This window comes from Mycobacterium sp. SMC-15 (genome assembly GCF_045310925.1).
GTDB lineage: Bacteria > Actinomycetota > Actinomycetes > Mycobacteriales > Mycobacteriaceae > Mycobacterium.
In genome coordinates this window covers 414,660-430,317 of sequence record NZ_JBJIAJ010000002.1, presented here as the reverse complement: position 1 = coordinate 430,317, position 15,658 = coordinate 414,660, and the positions used below count along the sequence as shown (strand labels likewise).

Below are 15,658 nucleotides of genomic sequence, written 5' to 3'. Positions count from 1 at the left end.
CAGTCTACAGGTCGTCTCGCAGTGCCTGCCCCACGGTGGCCACCATGGCTCCCACGGCAAAGCGGGGCTTGACGTTGGCCGCCAGGGCGTCGCGGCATTCGAGCACCGCCTCGATGCAGCGCAACAGCCGATCCGGCGACGCGTGGGCAGCGATCGCCGCGACCGCATCGGTCATGTCCGGGTGGTTGGGCCGGGCGACGCCGGCCGAGGCCGTGGCGGCCAGCAGGGCGTCGCGGAAGTAGGTGGCCAGATCGATCAGGGCCCGGTCCAGCGCATCGCGCGAGGCCCGGGTCTGACGGGACTTCTGCCGGCGCTCCAGGTCCTTGATCACCCCGGCGGTGCCGCGCAGTGTTCCGGCGGTGCCCTTGCCGGTGCCGCCGGCCCCCAGCGCGGTGCGCAGTTCCTCGGTTTCGACCTCGGCGCGTTCGGCGGTCAGATCCCGGGCCTCGGACTCCGCCGCGGCCACCAATTCGTCGACCGCGGTGAACGCCCGCGACGGGGTCGCCGCGTCGCGCGCCAGTGACAGCGCGCGCTGGCGGCGCTGGCGGGCCTCGGAATCGGTGGCCAGCCGCCGGGCCCGTCCCACGTGGCCGCCGCTGACCGCGGCCGCCCAGTCCGCCGTCTCGCGGTCGAGCCCGTCGGCCTCGATCAGCACCTGGGCGATGGCCGCCGGCGGCGGCGTCACCAACGCCACGTGGCGGCACCGGGACCGCAGCGTGATCGCGATGTCCTCGGGGTCGATCGAGGGGGCGCACAGCAGGAACACCGTCGAAGGCGGCGGCTCCTCGACGACCTTCAGCAGGGCGTTGCCCGCGCCCTCGGTGAGCCGGTCGGCGTCCTCGACCACCACGATCTGCCAGCGGCCGGTGCCGGGCCGGCGGGAGGCGGCCTGCACGATCGCCCGCATCTCGTCGACGCCGATGGACAGTCCCTCCGGCACCACCCGCCGCACGTCGGCGTGGGTGCCGGCCATCGTCGTGGTGCAGGCCCGGCACTGTCCGCAGCCGGGCCCGCCGTCGGATTCGTCGGCGGTGCACTGCAGCGCCGCGGCGAAACACACCGCCGCGATCGACCGGCCCGAACCGGGCGGGCCGGTGATCAGCCAGGCGTGGGTCATACCGCCGGCGGTCGTGCCACTGTGTGCTGAATCACGTCGCGATGCCCGCGCGGCAGCCAGCAGGTCGGCTTCGACCGACTGCTGGCCCACCAAACGCGCGAAAACCCCGGACATCATCGGTCACAGTAGTGGCTTGACCGGACATTCGGACTCGGGCTTTGTCGGCTGGCCCGATACGGTGTGCTGGTGAGCACCACGACCCTGGTCGGGCGGATCAACCGATTCGTCCGCTGGGTCGTGCGCACACCCTGGCCGGTTTTCACACTGAGCATGCTGCAGGCCGACATCATCGGTTCGCTGTTCGTGTTCGGTTTCCTGCGCTTCGGCCTGCCCGAGGAAGACCGGATCAACCTGCAGGACCTGCCGCGGCTGAACCTGGCGCTCTTCGCGATCGTGCTGCTGTGCCTGTTCGGCCTCGGGTTCTCGATCAGCACCGCCTTGCTGATGCCGGTGTTCCGCTGGCAGCGCCGGGAGGCGCTGCTCGCCGATCTCGAGACCAACGGCGACTCCGATCCCGCCGATACCGAGCTGGCCCGGTCCCGGGCGCTGCGGATGCCGTTCTACCGCTCCCTGATCAGCATCTGTTACTGGACGGTCGGCGGGGTGGTGTTCGTCGTCATCAGCTGGCAGGTGGTGCACGACGTGGTGCCGGTCGTGGTCACCGCCACCGCCCTGGGTGCCGCCGCCACCGCGATCATCGGCTACCTGCAGTCCGAGCGCGTGCTGCGGCCGGTCGCCGTTGCGGCCCTGCGCGACGGCACCCCCGAGAAGCTGCGGGCGCCCGGAGTGATCCTGCGCCAGCTGCTGACCTGGCTGCTGTCGACCGGGGTGCCGGTGCTGGCGATCGTGCTGTCGGTGCTGGCCGGCAAGGCGTCGTTGCTCAACGCCTCACCGGACAAGCTGTTCACCCCGATCCTGCTGATGGCGCTGGCCGCACTGGTCATCGGGCTGGCCGGCACCGTGCTGGTGTCGATGTCGATCGCCGACCCGCTGCGCCAGTTGCGCTGGGCGTTGGGCGAGGTGCAGCGCGGTAACTACAACGCGCACATGCAGATCTACGACGCCAGTGAGCTCGGCCTGCTTCAGGCCGGGTTCAACGACATGGTGCGTGACCTGGCCGAGCGGCAGCGGTTGCGCGACCTGTTCGGCCGCTACGTCGGCGAGGACGTAGCCCGGCGTGCACTGGAGCGCGGCACCGAGCTGGGCGGCCAGGAGCGCGACGTGGCGGTGCTCTTCATCGACTTGGTGGGTTCCACCCAACTGGCCGCGACACGGCCGCCCAGCGAGGTCGTCAACCTGCTCAACGAGTTCTTCCGGGTCGTGGTCGAGGCCGTCGGACGCCACGGCGGTTTCGTCAACAAATTCCAGGGTGACGCGGCGCTGGCCATCTTCGGTGCGCCCATCGAGCACCCGGACGCCTCGAGCGCGGCCTTGGCGGCGGCCCGCGAACTGCATGACGGCCTGCTTCCGGTGCTCGGTTCCGAAGAGTTCGGCATCGGGGTGTCGGCCGGGCGGGCCATCGCCGGCCACATCGGCGCCCGGGCCCGTTTCGAGTACACCGTGATCGGCGACCCGGTCAACGAGGCCGCCCGGCTGACCGAGCTGGCCAAGCTGGAGGACGGCCACGTGCTGGCTTCGGCGGTCGCGGTCAGCGGCGCGGTCGACGCCGAGGCGCTGTGCTGGGAAGTCGGCGAGATCGTCGAGCTGCGCGGGCGCGCCGCTCCCACTCAGCTGGCGCGGCCCCTGAATCTCGCAGCGCTGGAAGTGATCCCGGCCGAGGGCGCCGAGACCGCAGCCGCCGCGGACTGACTCAGCTCTTCGAAGCCTTCTTCGCGGCTGCCTTCTTTGCCGGTGCCTTTTTCGCGGGCGCCTTGCGGGCGGTCTTCTTGGCAGCCTTCTTCGCCGGTCCCCGCGCCCGCCGGTCGGCGAGCAGCTCGGCGGCACGCTCATCGGTGATCGTGGCCACCTCGTCGCCCTTGCGCAGGCTGGCGTTGGTCTCACCGTCGGTCACGTACGGACCGAACCGGCCGTCCTTGATCACCATGGGCTTGCCGCTCGCCGGGTCAGCACCCAGCTCCCGCAGCGCCGCAGTCGCAGCTGCTTGGCGGCCACGGCGTTTCGGCTCGGCGTAGATCTTCAGCGCCTCTTCGAGGGAGATCTCGAAGATCTGCTCTTCGGTGGCCAGCGACCGAGAATCGGTGCCGCGCTTCAGGTATGGCCCGTAGCGGCCGTTCTGAGCGGTGATCTCATCGCCGGACTCGGGGTCGACGCCGACCACCCGCGGCAACGACAACAGCTTCAGGGCGTCGTCGAGTGTCACGGTTTCCAGGCTCATGCTGCGCAGCAACGAACCGGTGCGGGGCTTGGGGCCGACCGGCTTCTTGCCCTTCTTGGCGGTGCTGCCGGACTCGTCGTCGGGCGGCGGCGGCAGAACTTCGGTGACATACGGGCCGTAGCGGCCGTCCTTGGCGACGATCTCGTGCCCGGTGGCCGGGTCGACACCGAGCGGTCGGCCCTCCTGCGGGGTGGCGAAGCGTTCCTCGGCCAACGCCAGAGTCAGCTCATCCGGCGGCAGCGAGTCATCCAGGTTGGCCCGCTGCGGGGTCGGCTCGCCGTCGTCACCGGTGACCATGCGCTCCAGGTAGGGCCCGTTCTTGCCCACCCGCACGTAGACCGGTCGTCCCTCGGCGTCGTCGAACAGCTTGATCGAGTTGATCTCGCGGGCGTCGATGCCCTCCAGGTTCACCCCGACCAGCTTCTTCAGGCCGCCGGCCCGAGAGATCGAGCCCTCCACCCCGTAGTCGCCGCCGAAGTAGAAGTTGTGCAGCCAGTCCGTGCGACGCTGGCGCCCGGCGGCGATCCCGTCAAGCTCGTCTTCCATCGCCGCGGTGAAGTCGTAGTCGACCAGGCGGCCGAAGTGCTGCTCGAGCAGGCCTATCACGGCGAACGCCACCCAGGTCGGGACCAGGGCGCTGCCCTTCTTGTAGACGTAGCCGCGGTCCTGGATGGTCTTGATGATCGAGGAGTACGTCGAGGGCCGTCCGATGCCCAACTCTTCGAGCGCCTTGACCAGCGAGGCCTCGGTGTAGCGCGCGGGCGGGTTGGTGGCGTGGCCATCCGGGTTCGCCTCGCTGGCGTCCACTCGCTGGCCCTGGGTCAGCTGCGGCAGCCGGCGCTCGGCATCGTCGGCTTCGCCGCCGGCCAACTCGTCGACGGTCTCCACGTAGGCCTTGAGGAAGCCGGGGAACGTGATGGTGCGGCCGCTGGCGGCGAACGTCACCTGCTCGCTGCCGGACTGCCCCCCGATCCGCAGACTGAGCGTGGTGCCGCGGGCGTCAGCCATCTGCGAGGCGACGGTGCGCTGCCAGATCAGCTCGTAAAGCCGGAACTCGTCGCTGCCCAGCTCGTTGCGCACCGCGTCGGGGGTCGCGAACGTCTCGCCGGCGGGCCGGATCGCCTCGTGGGCTTCCTGGGCGTTCTTGACCTTGCGGGTGTACTGCCGCGGCGACGGCGAGACGTACTCCTCGCCGTAGAGCTGGCGGGCCTGGTTCCGTGCAGCATCAATGGCCGACTGCGACAGCGTCGTCGAGTCGGTACGCATGTAGGTGATGTAGCCGTTCTCGTAGAGCCGCTGGGCGATACTCATCGTCCGCTCGGCGGAGAACCGCAGCTTGCGGCCGGCTTCCTGCTGCAACGTCGAGGTCATGAAGGGTGCGTAGGGCCGCCGGGTGTACGGCTTCTCCTCCGCGGACGTCACCGACAACGACGCGCCCTGCAGCCCTGCCGCCAGGGCGGTGGCCGCGGCTTCGTCGAGCACTCGGACCTCGGCGGGCTTCTTCAGTGCCCCCAGCGAGTCGAAGTCGCGTCCGCTGGCCACCCGCAGTTCGTCGACGGCGACCAGCCGGGCGGTGAAGTTGGGCGGGGACGCCGTCGGGTCGGAGACACTGGCGTCCAGTTGGGCGACCACGTCCCAATAGGAGGCACTGCGGAACGCCATCCGTTCGCGTTCACGCTGCACGATGATGCGGGTGGCGACCGATTGGACGCGGCCCGCCGAGAGCTTCGGCGCGACCTTCTTCCACAGCACGGGGCTGACCTCGTAGCCGTACAACCGGTCCAGGACGCGCCGGGTCTCCTGCGCGTCCACCAGGTCGATGTCCAGGTCACGGGGGTTCTCGGCGGCGTTGCGGATCGCCGGTTCGGTGATCTCGTGGAACACCATCCGTTTGACCGGGATGCGCGGCTTCAGGGTCTCCAGCAGGTGCCAGGCGATCGCCTCGCCCTCCCGGTCACCATCGGTGGCCAGATAGAGCTCGTCGACGTCCTTGAGCAGGCCCTTGAGCTCGGCAACGGTGCTCTTCTTGTCGGGGCTGACGATGTAGAGCGGTTCGAAGTCGGCGTCGACGTTGACGCCCAGGCGCGCCCACGCTTCGGTCTTGTACTTCGCCGGCACGTCGGCGGCGTTGCGCGGCAGGTCCCGGATGTGCCCTCGGGAGGACTCGACAACGTAGTTACGGCCCAGGTAACCCGCAATTTTCCGTGCCTTGGTGGGCGACTCGACAATGACGAGCCGCCGCACGGGTGTCTTATCGCCATTGCGGGCGCTCACCGTTTCAGAGTCAGCCACCTTGCGCTTACCACTCCACTTCTGTCCGCACCGCCGCGTCACGCCGCCAGTGGACACCTGACAATCTCGCACTCACGACCGCGCCGATGCAAACCGGCGTTCAGCAGTGCATTCTCTCAAAACCCGTCCGCATAGCCCGGGATCGTGGCTCCGACACGCGGCCATTGGCTCAACGCCTCGGGGTCCGCGGGTGATTCCCCGACGTTTTCTACCAGCCGCGACAACCTACGGCGGCCGGTGATCCGCAACGCCGGATGACCCCCGCGGGTGCCGATCAGGGTGGGCGCGATGCCCACCCGCATCATGGCCGAAGCCAGCGGCTCGAAGGTGTCCGGCGCGTGCGGGTCGAGCCCGAGCAGGTATCGGTCGCCTTCGGCGGAGCCGGCCGCCAGCGTCCACGCCCGCAGTTCACGCGGACCCGGCAGCCATTGCGGCGGGACGGTCTTGACCGCACCGCGGGTCCACGCCTGGGCCAGCACACGCAAGCGTGTGTCGACCGCGGTCCGCACCAGCGGGGTGTCCTCCTCGGTGCGGGTGACCTCGGACAACAGACCGGCCTGGCCGATCAGCTCGGCCAGCGCCACAGCTCGCCACTGGGCGTCGACCACGACCGACAGTCGCGCTCCATCGCCCGCCACGACGATCTGCCCCGGGCCAGCCAGCACCCCGGTGAGGTCGGCGACGCTGGGCGGCACCGACTCTGCCGAAAAGAAGGAAAGCTGGCTCACGTCACCGACAGTAAGCCGGTCCACCGTCCGGCGGCATCCGGGGAGGTCTTACCCGCCCGAAACGAAACCCCCCGGCTTAGCTCCGTTGGCGGGAGCTGCCCGGGGGGTGACGTCAAATTCCGTGGCTCAGACGGCGCGGACGCCCGTGGCCTGGGGGCCCTTGGGGCTCTGCCCGACCTCGAACTCCACCCGCTGGTTTTCCTCAAGGGTGCGAAAGCCGCTTCCCTGGATCTCCGTGTAGTGGACAAACACGTCTGCCGAGCCGTCCTCTGGTGCGATGAAGCCGAAGCCCTTTTCCGCGTTGAACCACTTCACAGTTCCCTGTGGCATTTGTCGATCTTTCCTTACTCTTCTTGCCCGGTGCGGTACGCACCGTTGTTCGGGGCACCGCATTTCGCTGCCCCGGGCCTGTTCCGACCGCCGTACCCTGGCGGTCGGCCGGTGCGGACACCGACACTCCCTCGCGGGCACTGCGGCCGCAACCACAGATCCTGCGAAGGCTTAACACGAACACAGAAGCTACGACCGCCCATCAGTCAACCATGTTCGTGGCCCTTAGGACAGACTGCGGTGCCTAAATGACCTGTCGAAGGTTTGAGGCAGGGTGAACAATACGGCGGCGGGCATTCGAGGCCGGCGGTTCAGCGAGACTCGACGTAGGAGAGGCGAAGCTGGGACCGCCGCATAAACCAGGCAATTGAGGACGGGGCCAATGACGGCGAGTTTCGGTGGTGAATTGCTGGCCGCCGCGCTCGCCGGGGTCGAGTCCGGTGAAGACCCGCTGCGTCACGTCGCCGATCTGCCGGCGTCAGCGGGCCGCACCAGCGCCTGGCCGGACTGGGCCGAGCCCGACGTGATCACTGCCTTCACCGAACGCGGGATCGAGGCGCCGTGGTCGCATCAGCTGGCCGCCGCCGAACTGGCGCACGCCGGGAGTCACGTGGTGATCAGCACCGGTACGGCGTCGGGGAAATCGCTGGCCTATCAGCTGCCGGTGCTGCAGGCGCTGGCAACCGATCCCCGCGCCCGGGTGCTGTATCTGTCGCCCACGAAGGCACTGGGGCACGATCAGCTGCGCGCAGCGCACACGCTGAGCACGGCGGTTCCGCGACTCGGTGGCGCAACCGGAGCGGTGGCCCCCACCGCCTATGACGGCGACAGCGCCGCCGAGATCCGCCGGTTCGCCCGGGAACGATCCCGCTGGGTGTTCTCCAACCCGGACATGATCCATCTGTCACTACTGCGTAACCACGCCCGCTGGGCGGCCTTCCTGCGCGGGCTGCGCTTCGTGATCGTCGACGAATGCCACTACTACCGGGGGATCTTCGGTTCGCACGTGGCGATGGTGCTGCGACGGCTGCTGCGACTGTGTGCGCGCTACTCGGCACCGGGGGCACCTGCCGGTCCCACCGTGATCTTCGCCAGTGCCACCACCGCATCGCCGGGAGCCAGCGCGTCGGCACTGATCGGACAACCCGTCGCGGAGGTCACCGAGGACGGCTCACCGCACGGGGCCCGAACGGTGGCCCTGTGGGAGCCGGCGCTGCGCACCGACCTGACCGGGGAGAACGGCGCACCGGTGCGTCGCGCCGCCGGCACCGAGGCGGCCCGCGTGATGGCCGATCTGATCGCCGAGGGCGCACGCACCCTGACCTTCGTGCGCTCGCGCCGAGGAGCGGAGCTCACCGCGCTGGCGGCCCGCACCCGGCTGGAATCGGTTGCCCCGGCCCTGGTCGAGAAGGTGGCCTCCTACCGGGCCGGATACCTGGCCGAGGATCGTCGCGCCCTGGAACGCGCGCTGGCCGACGGCCAGTTGTATGGCCTGGCCACCACGAACGCACTGGAACTCGGGGTGGACATCGCCGGGCTGGACGCGGTGGTGATGGCCGGCTTCCCCGGCACCGTGACCTCGTTCTGGCAGCAGGCCGGCCGGTCGGGACGACGGGGGCAGACGGCGCTGATCGTGCTGGTAGCCCGCGACGACCCGCTGGACACCTATCTGGTGCACCACCCCGCGGCGCTGCTGGACAAGCCGATCGAGCAGGTGGTGATCGACCCGGCCAACCCCTACGTACTGGGACCGCAGCTGCTGTGCGCGGCCGCCGAACTGCCGCTGACCGCCGCCGAGGTGGCGCAACTGGGCGCCGAGCAGGTGGCCGACACCCTTGTCGACGATGGATTGTTGCGACGGCGGTCCGACCGATATTTCCCGGCGCCCGGACTGGAACCGCACGCGACGGTAGAGATCCGCGGTTCGGCCGGCGGGCAGGTGGTGATCGTGGAGGCCGACACCGGCCGACTGCTGGGCAGCGTCGACGCCGGGCGGGCGCCGGCCACGGTGCACACCGGCGCGGTGTATTTGCATCAGGGCGAGAGTTATGTGGTCGACTCGCTGGACACCGAGCGCCAGATCGCGTTTGTGCACGCCGAGGATCCCGGCTACGCCACGTTCGCGCGCGAGATCACCGACATCGACGTGACGGGGGACGGTGAGCGTGCCTGGTTCGGCCCGGTCAGCCTGGGCCTGGTGCCGGTCACGGTGACCCGCCAGATCGTCGGCTACCTGCGACGGCTGCCGACCGGGGAGGTGCTGGACTTCATCGACCTGGACGTGCCGCCGGCGACGTTGCCCACCATGGCCGTGGTCTACACCATCACCGCCGACGCGCTGGCCGCCTGCGGAGTCGCCGAACCTGCGATCCCGGGGGCGCTACACGCCGCCGAACATGCGGCGATCGGGCTGCTGCCGCTGGTGGCCAGCTGCGATCGCGGCGACATCGGCGGGCTGTCCACCGCGGTGGGTCCCGAAGCGCTGGGCGCCTTGCCCAGCGTCTTCGTCTATGACGGCCACCCTGGCGGTGCCGGCTTCGCCGAGCGGGGATTCCGCGCGGCGGCCACCTGGCTGACCGCCACCGCGGAGGCGATCGAATCCTGCGAATGCCCGCACGGCTGTCCGTCGTGCGTGCAATCACCCAAGTGCGGCAACGGCAATGACCCGTTGGACAAGGAAGGCGCGGTGCGCGTGCTGCGATTGGTGCTGGGCAAGCTCGACGGCTGGCGCATCAGTGCGGAATGACTGCGGGAGTCGGCCGACCCCCCGAACGGCCGACTCCCCCGAGCCCTTACCCCGGTAACTGCGTCGCAGTGACGGGCGTCACCACGCGAAAAGGCGCGCGGGACCAGTAAGACGAACGGTCGAGAGATGCGATCCGTTCCCAACCCGATACATGATCGGATGCGGCCGTAAGTTACCGGCTGCACCGGATCCTCCGCAACTTGGCAGGGCGCCGGCCTGGGAGAAGCGCTCGTCGGATCCGGGAAATAATTCGCTGTTGACGCTGGTAGAAGCGCGGTGGCCGTAATATCGGTGGATTATGGCGCACGACTGGTTGCTGGTGGAGACCCTCGGGGGTGAACCGGTAGTCGTCGCCCAAGGCCGTCAGCTGAAGAACCTGGTGCCGCTCACCCAGTTCCTGCGACGCAGCCCACACCTCGCGGCGATTCAAACCGCGATCGCCGAATCGGTGCGGACCGGGCAGCCGCTGGCCAGCATCACACCCCGCCGCGATCGGGTGATCCGCACCGAACCCGTGGTGATGTCCGACGGCCGGCTGCACGGAGTGCACGTCTGGACCGGGCCGGCCGACATGGAGCCGTCCGAGCGCCCCATCCCGGGACCGCTGAAATGGGACCTGACCCAGGGAGTGGCCACCGACACCCGAGAGTCGCTGATCAACAGCGGCAAAGACCCGGAGGTGGAGGCCACCCACGGACGGGCGTTCGTCGAAGAGTTGCCCGCCCGCGAGTTCAGCCCCAACGAGAACAAGGTGCTGGCGCTGGCGATCCGGGCAGAACCCGGCCAGACCATCTGCAGCAGTTGGGATGTCACCGATTTCAATGGTGAGAACATTCGGGTGGGCTTCGTGGTCCGCACCGCCCGCGAGGCCGTCCCCGGCGGGCGTGAGCATCTGGTGACACGGGGGATGAACTGGCGCGGCCAGTTCGACGGCGCAGTGCAGCGCCCCGACTTCCTGGCGCAGCAGATCCTGCACGCGTTGGCCCAGCCGGGCGTGCACCGGGCCCTGGTCGATCTGGCCACCCGACGGCTGTTGAAGTGGCTCGACGACCCGTGCCCGTACTACGACTGGCGCGGTCCGGCGGACGTCTCGCGGGCCCATCCCGACGACCAGGTGCAGATCGCCCGCATGGAAAGCGACCTGGCCCGTTCCCAGGCCCCGGCAAGCGGAGTGCTGCGACTGCGCCAGGCGGACGGCGGTTGGGCGCCGGTGCACGTGACGGTCAACCGGGTGGATCTCGACGAGGGCACCGTCGCCGGACTGATCGCGCTGCGCCTGCCCACCGATGCCGAACTCGCCGAGGCGGGGTTGGGCCCCACCGATTCTGATCAAGCCGGTTTGGAACAGGCGCTCGAGGCTCCCTAGGCCGTCGCGATCGGCCCGGCGCGAGCCGCCGCCCGGGCTGGGCCGAGCCCCCAGCCTGGCACTGGCATCGCGACCGCGATCACCACATCGAGTCCGTCGACCGCGCAGGTGATTTCAGCGGCATGCATCCGCGAGCCCAGCATGGTGGCGTGCGCGCAGGCCGTCGCGGGCCCGGCGGGAATCCGGGCCGCACCGGCCAGAGCTGCCAGGTCGGCAATGGCCTGCGCGCGATGCCGGGCAATGACCGCGGCGCCGAGGATGAAGCCGCCGCCGGTGACGCTCAGCAGCACCGCGATCATCGCGGCGGCCGCCACGGTGGCCCCGCCCGATTCACCGCGGCGGCTCGGCTGCCGAGACCGCCTCGGCGGTGATCGCCATGCCGGGCAACAGAACCGGCCGAGCGGTGACGCGGGCAACCACCAGGTCGCCCTCGGAGCGCAACCGGACCGTCGCACCGTCGGGTGCGATTCGCCGCACCACCGCGGTGACCGCGGAAGCGTCTCCGCGCGCCGCAAGCCGGGCCGCTTCCCGGGCGGCGTCGACGCAGCGGATCTGGGCGGACACCGCGGCGATCCCGGCCAGGCACAGCACCAGCACCGAGACCAGGGCCGCCAGCGCGAACGCCGCCTCGACCGTGCTGGCGCCGGCATCCTCGGCAAGTGGCGCACGGCCGGTCGCCACCCGTCAGACCTTGGTGTTCAACGCGCGTCCGATGACGCGGTTCAGTGCCGACACGATCGAATCACCGGTGACCACGGTGTAGAGGATCGCGCCGAAGGCCGCAGCAGCTATCGTCCCGATGGCATATTCCACCGTGGACATCCCGGAATCATCGGATGCCAGCAGCACCATCTTCAGCGAGATGACACGAAACATGTTGCGCGCCTGAAATACCCGCGTTCTCATAAAGCCTCCCTCATCGGTAACCCTCTTCGGCCTTCGCGGCCTGTCCGCGAAGCTCGGCGATCACAGCAGCCCCGACCGCAGCACGTCGCCGGCCAACCCGGCCACCACCGGCACGATGCCCAGACACACGAATGCGGGCAGAAAGCACAGCCCGAGCGGCCCGGCGATCAGCACCCCGGCCCGCTCGGCAGCGGCCGTGGCCGTGTGCGCGGCCTCGTCACGGGACTGCGCGGCAAGTTCGCCGAGCCCGGCGGCCAGCGCAGCGCCGGATGACCCCGACCTTCGAGCCAGACGCAATACCGCGGTGGTGGTCGGGTCGAGTGCCCCGGCAGCCGGGCCCTTCGGCGCCGACCAGGCAATGGCCGGTTCGGCCCCCAGCGCCAGCAGGTCGGCGCCCCGGCTCAATGCCCCCGCCAGTGGCGGCGGCGCGTGCCGGGCGGTGGCCACGGCCGCACCGGAGACGGACATCCCCGCAGTCAGGCAGAGCGCGAACACATCCAGGTCGGCGGCCAGCGCCAGCGCGTCCCCGCCCGCGACGGGCCGACCGGGCGGCGGACTGACTGGCCGGGGCAGCCCGGCGCGGGTCCGCACCGTCGCCGGTCCGGCGGCGGCGAGCACCGCCACAGCCAGCAACATCGCGGCGGCAGTCATGTGACACCACCTGCCCGCGTGGTGATCCGGTCGGACCACAGCAGCCCGGCGCAGACCAGGCTCACCCCGATCAGGGACAGCACCCCACCCGTTCCGCCAAGTAGAAAGCCGAACGGCCGCGCGCCGATCAACTGCCCCAGCAACACACCGAGCAACGGCAGACAGGCCAAGAGCGTTGCCGAGGCGCGGGCGCCGGCCATACCGGCTTCGGCGCGCGCCGTGAACCTGTGCCGGGCGGTGATATCGCGTTGCGCGGCCTGCATCAGGGTGGCGATCGCCAAGCCGTGCTGTCCCCCGAGCTCCCAGTAGGCGGCAAGCCGCTCCCACTGCGAGGGCAGCGCCGAGGATCCGGCTGCATCACGCAGGCCGGTCGCCACGTCGGCGCCCAGGCGGGCCCTGGCGGCGACGCCGCCCAGGCCGGCGGCCACCGCGGGGTGGTCGGATTCTGCCGCCGCAACGGCGAACGCGCGCACCGGATGTGCTCCCACCCGCAGCTCCGCGGTCAAGACATCCAGGGCGGTTTCCAAGGCGCGCGATTCCGCGCCGGCCCGACGGCGGCGCAGACCGCGACGGTGGCGCACTGCGACAGTGGCCGCCAACACGACCCCGGCCAGCCACGTGCTCGGCGGCAGTGCCAGTGCGGCCAGCGCAGCGGCTCCGGCCGCCGCGCCGATCAGGCTCCACCGGCCGGCCCGGCCGACGATCGGAGCGCCGGGGCGGCGAACGATCGGTGCGATGCGGCCGCGCGGTGAAACACCGAGCAGCGTCGCCGCGGCCAAGGCCAGCGCTGCGGCCGCGGGGCCGCTCACGCGGGCATCCGATCGCGCAGCATGCCGCGGAATTCGACGGCGTGGTCGACCAGACCACGCCCGGCCTGCCATACCGGCGCGGCCTGCACCTGCCCGCCGGCGGCGCGGCGCAGCATCGAGATGTCGGTCAGTCGCCGCCTGCCATCGCGATCCCGCGCCACGTGCACCAGCACCTGGCGAACTTATCAGAGGTTTAACACGTTCTATTGGTCAATCAGCGTGTTTACCTGCACATTAATCATCGTATACATGTATCCTCTTAGGTATGGTTGGCCAAACATTTTCCAAGTTTGCACGGCGTGGCGCGCCGGCCGATGTGGGATACCGGGGTAAAAATTCACCCCATGGACCTACACGACAATCCACAACTGCTGGTGGAGAAGTTCGTCGAGCAGCATGCTCTCGTGTTGGGCGAAACGCATGGCGATCTGTGTGCGAGGTTGGCGGAGGTTCCGGACCGGTACGTCGATCAGGGGAACGATCCCCGAGGAATCACCGTGTCATGCACGCTGCTGGAGACGTTGCTGTTCTCGAGGTGGCGTCGCCAGACCGAGGACTCGACTTTGAAGGCGATCAAGGGCAACGGGTTTGGGATTGTTCTGGTCGACGGGAAGGGGTCTCGTATCGGGGTGCGCAAACATCCACGCAACTGGGACGGCAGCCTGCTCGAATCGGTGGAGTATGTGCCCGGCGAGCATCAGCTGAGTATCGAGGAGGAATTGGGGTACCCAATCGGCGGCGGGGATGGCATTCCGGAGCCTCCCGGGTATCGGCAATACGTACTGTGGTGGCCAGGCAATCTGGGCTTGGGTGGTGCGGTCTTGGCTGCGGGCATACTCACCGACAAGGTTCAGGTACTCTACGCCAGCACTCCGCTGCCGCCACCGATCATGGAGCAGCGTGCGAAAACGGCACCCACCATGGATCCGTTCACGCAGGCTACCGAGGTTGCAATGCCCGGAAAGCGGCGCCGGGACGAGGACTTCGCGGATGCCGACGGCGTCACCGAGGAGACACTGAACGAAGCGCCGCCGGAATCGTCGTAGCCCTCGTGCACACTGCTGGGTGCATGCGGGGCTCCCACTCGGGTGATGTTGAATCGAGCGCACGATGATCGAGGTTTTTGGTGCACGGGTCCGGCAGGCCCGGCTATTGCGGCGCATGACGGCAACTTCTGTGGTGGGCCTGGTTGGCTGGAGCAATGCCCGCCAGACGAAGATCGAGAAGTCTTCGACGATCATGTTGTCCGTTGATGAGGTTGCGGGGCTGTCGGAGTTGTTCCGCTTTCCTGCACGGTTTTTCAGCTCGGAACCGCAGTCTCGCGTATCGGCGGGTGAGTTGCTTTTCCGGGCGCCAAAGTCGATGACTGTTGGCGAGCAGGACTTCTTGGCGACGTTCGCTTCGCTCGCCGGCGATTTTCTCGGCGACCTGGATGAGCGGTCGAAATTGCCTCATGTGAAGGTCCCGTCGATCTGCGGCAAGGATCATCACCGGCCGAGCGCGGTCCAGGCCGCAGGGTGGCTGCGCGAGGCGATGGGGCTAGAACCTCATGAGCCACTGGATGATTTGATGTATGAAACTGAGCGATTGGGTGCACCGGTGATCGTCCGGCGGCGCACTCCGGGTGAGTGGGAGAGCGAGTTCGCGGCCACACCGGGGAGAGCGCGTGACGAGAAGCACTTGGGTTATTCGAGTTGGGTGGGACGACACCGGGATCGCCCGCTCGTAGTGTTGCGCGAATCCGAGTCGTGGGAACGGACCCGATTCACCGTTGCCCATGAGTTGGGGCATTTGGTGTTGCACAGCCGTGGGCACTGCTCGGTGAACTCGGGCGAGGAGTTGGAGGCCAACCGGTTCGCCACCGAGTTGTTGGCGCCCGTCGCCGCGCTGGCGCCGGAGTTGCCACAGGTGATGTCACTGTTGAACCTCAAACCGCTCAAGGACAAGTGGGGCTTGTCGTTGGGTTCGCTGATCATGCACATGCGTGACTCGGGATTGATCGACGCTGATCGCGCAAAAATGCTTACCACACAACTGTATTCACGGATCAATCCTGAGACTGGGCATACCTGGGGTATGACGGAACCCGGATGGAACGAACGTGACCCCGAGCGGCCCAGGCTGCTGCGCAAGTGGGTGGAACGCTGCTACGGGGATGCCTCGGTGCCGATGCTGGCCGCACGCGAGTCAATGATATTTCCATCGGATCTGCTCGAATGGTTCCTGGCTACGCAACGGCCTTCACCTGCATCTGACAGGCGCCCGATGGCTGCCGTCGGGATGCGCGGTGCTAGCGGATCAGCCCCGGAAGAGCGGCATCAAGTGGTCCGCCTCGACGATTTCCGTCGCGGTAAAACTCCATGAACGGCGCGAGAGGC

General features: G+C 68.9%; 15 protein-coding genes. 5 read left to right on the top strand and 10 right to left on the bottom strand.

The window, feature by feature from the left end; all coding sequences use genetic code 11:
- Positions 1-4: 4 nt before the first annotated feature.
- The gene (locus ACJH71_RS04780) at positions 5-1,231 is read right to left on the bottom strand and encodes a DNA polymerase III subunit delta' (protein WP_406756873.1); all 1,227 of its coding nucleotides are present in this window, start codon (positions 1,229-1,231) and stop codon (positions 5-7) included.
- Between the two features lie 51 nt (positions 1,232-1,282).
- Here ACJH71_RS04780 and ACJH71_RS04775 point away from each other — a divergent pair, with 51 nt between their 5' ends.
- Positions 1,283-2,926: an adenylate/guanylate cyclase domain-containing protein gene (locus tag ACJH71_RS04775; RefSeq protein WP_406756924.1), complete on the top strand. Its 1,644-nt coding sequence runs from the start codon at positions 1,283-1,285 to the stop codon at positions 2,924-2,926.
- Position 2,927: 1 nt separating this feature from the next.
- Here the strand turns inward: ACJH71_RS04775 and topA are convergent, their stop codons facing one another.
- The 3 genes from topA to ACJH71_RS04760 form a co-directional block, all read right to left on the bottom strand.
- On the bottom strand, positions 2,928-5,744 hold the full coding sequence (gene topA / locus ACJH71_RS04770) for a type I DNA topoisomerase (protein WP_406756872.1): 2,817 nt from the start codon (positions 5,742-5,744) through the stop codon (positions 2,928-2,930).
- 116 nt (positions 5,745-5,860) lie between these two features.
- Positions 5,861-6,472, bottom strand: a complete 612-nt coding sequence (locus ACJH71_RS04765) for a hypothetical protein (RefSeq protein ID WP_406756871.1) — start codon at positions 6,470-6,472, stop codon at positions 5,861-5,863.
- A 126-nt stretch (positions 6,473-6,598) separates the two neighbouring features.
- On the bottom strand, positions 6,599-6,802 hold the full coding sequence (locus tag ACJH71_RS04760) for a cold-shock protein (RefSeq protein ID WP_005138711.1): 204 nt from the start codon (positions 6,800-6,802) through the stop codon (positions 6,599-6,601).
- Between the two features lie 382 nt (positions 6,803-7,184).
- On the opposite strand from ACJH71_RS04760, the gene ACJH71_RS04755 reads away from it, so the two are divergent.
- Together ACJH71_RS04755 and ACJH71_RS04750 are read left to right on the top strand one after the other, a co-directional pair.
- Entirely contained in the window at positions 7,185-9,548 is a 2,364-nt protein-coding gene (locus tag ACJH71_RS04755) for a DEAD/DEAH box helicase (protein ID WP_406756870.1), read from the top strand.
- Positions 9,549-9,846: 298 nt separating this feature from the next.
- A complete protein-coding gene (locus tag ACJH71_RS04750; RefSeq protein ID WP_406756869.1) occupies positions 9,847-10,914 on the top strand; it encodes a PAS domain-containing protein in 1,068 nt (355 codons plus the stop codon).
- Here the strand turns inward: ACJH71_RS04750 and ACJH71_RS04745 are convergent.
- The 6 genes from ACJH71_RS04745 to ACJH71_RS04720 form a co-directional block, all read right to left on the bottom strand.
- Positions 10,911-11,228, bottom strand: a complete 318-nt coding sequence (locus ACJH71_RS04745; RefSeq protein ID WP_406756868.1) for an Rv3654c family TadE-like protein — start codon at positions 11,226-11,228, stop codon at positions 10,911-10,913. The genes ACJH71_RS04750 and ACJH71_RS04745 overlap by 4 nt on opposite strands.
- Before the next feature lie 16 nt (positions 11,229-11,244).
- A complete protein-coding gene (locus tag ACJH71_RS04740; RefSeq protein ID WP_406756867.1) occupies positions 11,245-11,595 on the bottom strand; it encodes a TadE family type IV pilus minor pilin in 351 nt (116 codons plus the stop codon).
- Between the two features lie 3 nt (positions 11,596-11,598).
- Positions 11,599-11,790 carry a DUF4244 domain-containing protein gene (locus ACJH71_RS04735; protein WP_406756923.1) on the bottom strand — a complete coding sequence of 64 codons (192 nt, stop codon included), beginning with the start codon at positions 11,788-11,790 and terminating at the stop codon, positions 11,599-11,601.
- A 90-nt stretch (positions 11,791-11,880) separates the two neighbouring features.
- Complete coding sequence (locus tag ACJH71_RS04730) at positions 11,881-12,471, bottom strand: type II secretion system F family protein (RefSeq protein WP_406756866.1); 591 nt, start codon at positions 12,469-12,471, stop codon at positions 11,881-11,883.
- Entirely contained in the window at positions 12,468-13,280 is an 813-nt protein-coding gene (locus ACJH71_RS04725; RefSeq protein WP_406756865.1) for a type II secretion system F family protein, read from the bottom strand. Before ACJH71_RS04725 ends, ACJH71_RS04730 begins: the two co-directional genes overlap by 4 nt.
- Positions 13,277-13,453 (bottom strand): hypothetical protein, encoded by a 177-nt coding sequence (locus ACJH71_RS04720; RefSeq protein ID WP_406756864.1) that lies wholly within the window; start codon positions 13,451-13,453, stop codon positions 13,277-13,279. Before ACJH71_RS04720 ends, ACJH71_RS04725 begins: the two co-directional genes overlap by 4 nt.
- A 171-nt stretch (positions 13,454-13,624) precedes the next feature.
- Here ACJH71_RS04720 and ACJH71_RS04715 point away from each other — a divergent pair, with 171 nt between their 5' ends.
- A complete protein-coding gene (locus ACJH71_RS04715) occupies positions 13,625-14,326 on the top strand; it encodes a hypothetical protein (RefSeq protein WP_046284843.1) in 702 nt (233 codons plus the stop codon).
- Between the two features lie 64 nt (positions 14,327-14,390).
- Positions 14,391-15,644 (top strand): ImmA/IrrE family metallo-endopeptidase, encoded by a 1,254-nt coding sequence (locus ACJH71_RS04710; RefSeq protein ID WP_052741218.1) that lies wholly within the window; start codon positions 14,391-14,393, stop codon positions 15,642-15,644.
- The last annotated feature ends 14 nt before the right edge of the window (positions 15,645-15,658 follow it).

Excerpts from the sequence above, each read along its gene's own strand:
- ACJH71_RS04780 (WP_406756873.1), bottom strand. The coding sequence starts at position 1,231 with ATGTCCGGGGTTTTCGCGCGTTTGGTGGGCCAGCAGTCGGTCGAAGCC.
- ACJH71_RS04760 (WP_005138711.1), bottom strand. The coding sequence starts at position 6,802 with ATGCCACAGGGAACTGTGAAGTGGTTCAACGCGGAAAAGGGCTTCGGC.
- ACJH71_RS04755 (WP_406756870.1), top strand. The coding sequence starts at position 7,185 with ATGACGGCGAGTTTCGGTGGTGAATTGCTGGCCGCCGCGCTCGCCGGG.
- ACJH71_RS04750 (WP_406756869.1), top strand. The coding sequence starts at position 9,847 with ATGGCGCACGACTGGTTGCTGGTGGAGACCCTCGGGGGTGAACCGGTA.
- ACJH71_RS04735 (WP_406756923.1), bottom strand. The coding sequence starts at position 11,790 with ATGTTTCGTGTCATCTCGCTGAAGATGGTGCTGCTGGCATCCGATGAT.
- ACJH71_RS04730 (WP_406756866.1), bottom strand. The coding sequence starts at position 12,471 with ATGACTGCCGCCGCGATGTTGCTGGCTGTGGCGGTGCTCGCCGCCGCC.
- ACJH71_RS04715 (WP_046284843.1), top strand. The coding sequence starts at position 13,625 with ATGGACCTACACGACAATCCACAACTGCTGGTGGAGAAGTTCGTCGAG.
- ACJH71_RS04710 (WP_052741218.1), top strand. The coding sequence starts at position 14,391 with ATGATCGAGGTTTTTGGTGCACGGGTCCGGCAGGCCCGGCTATTGCGG.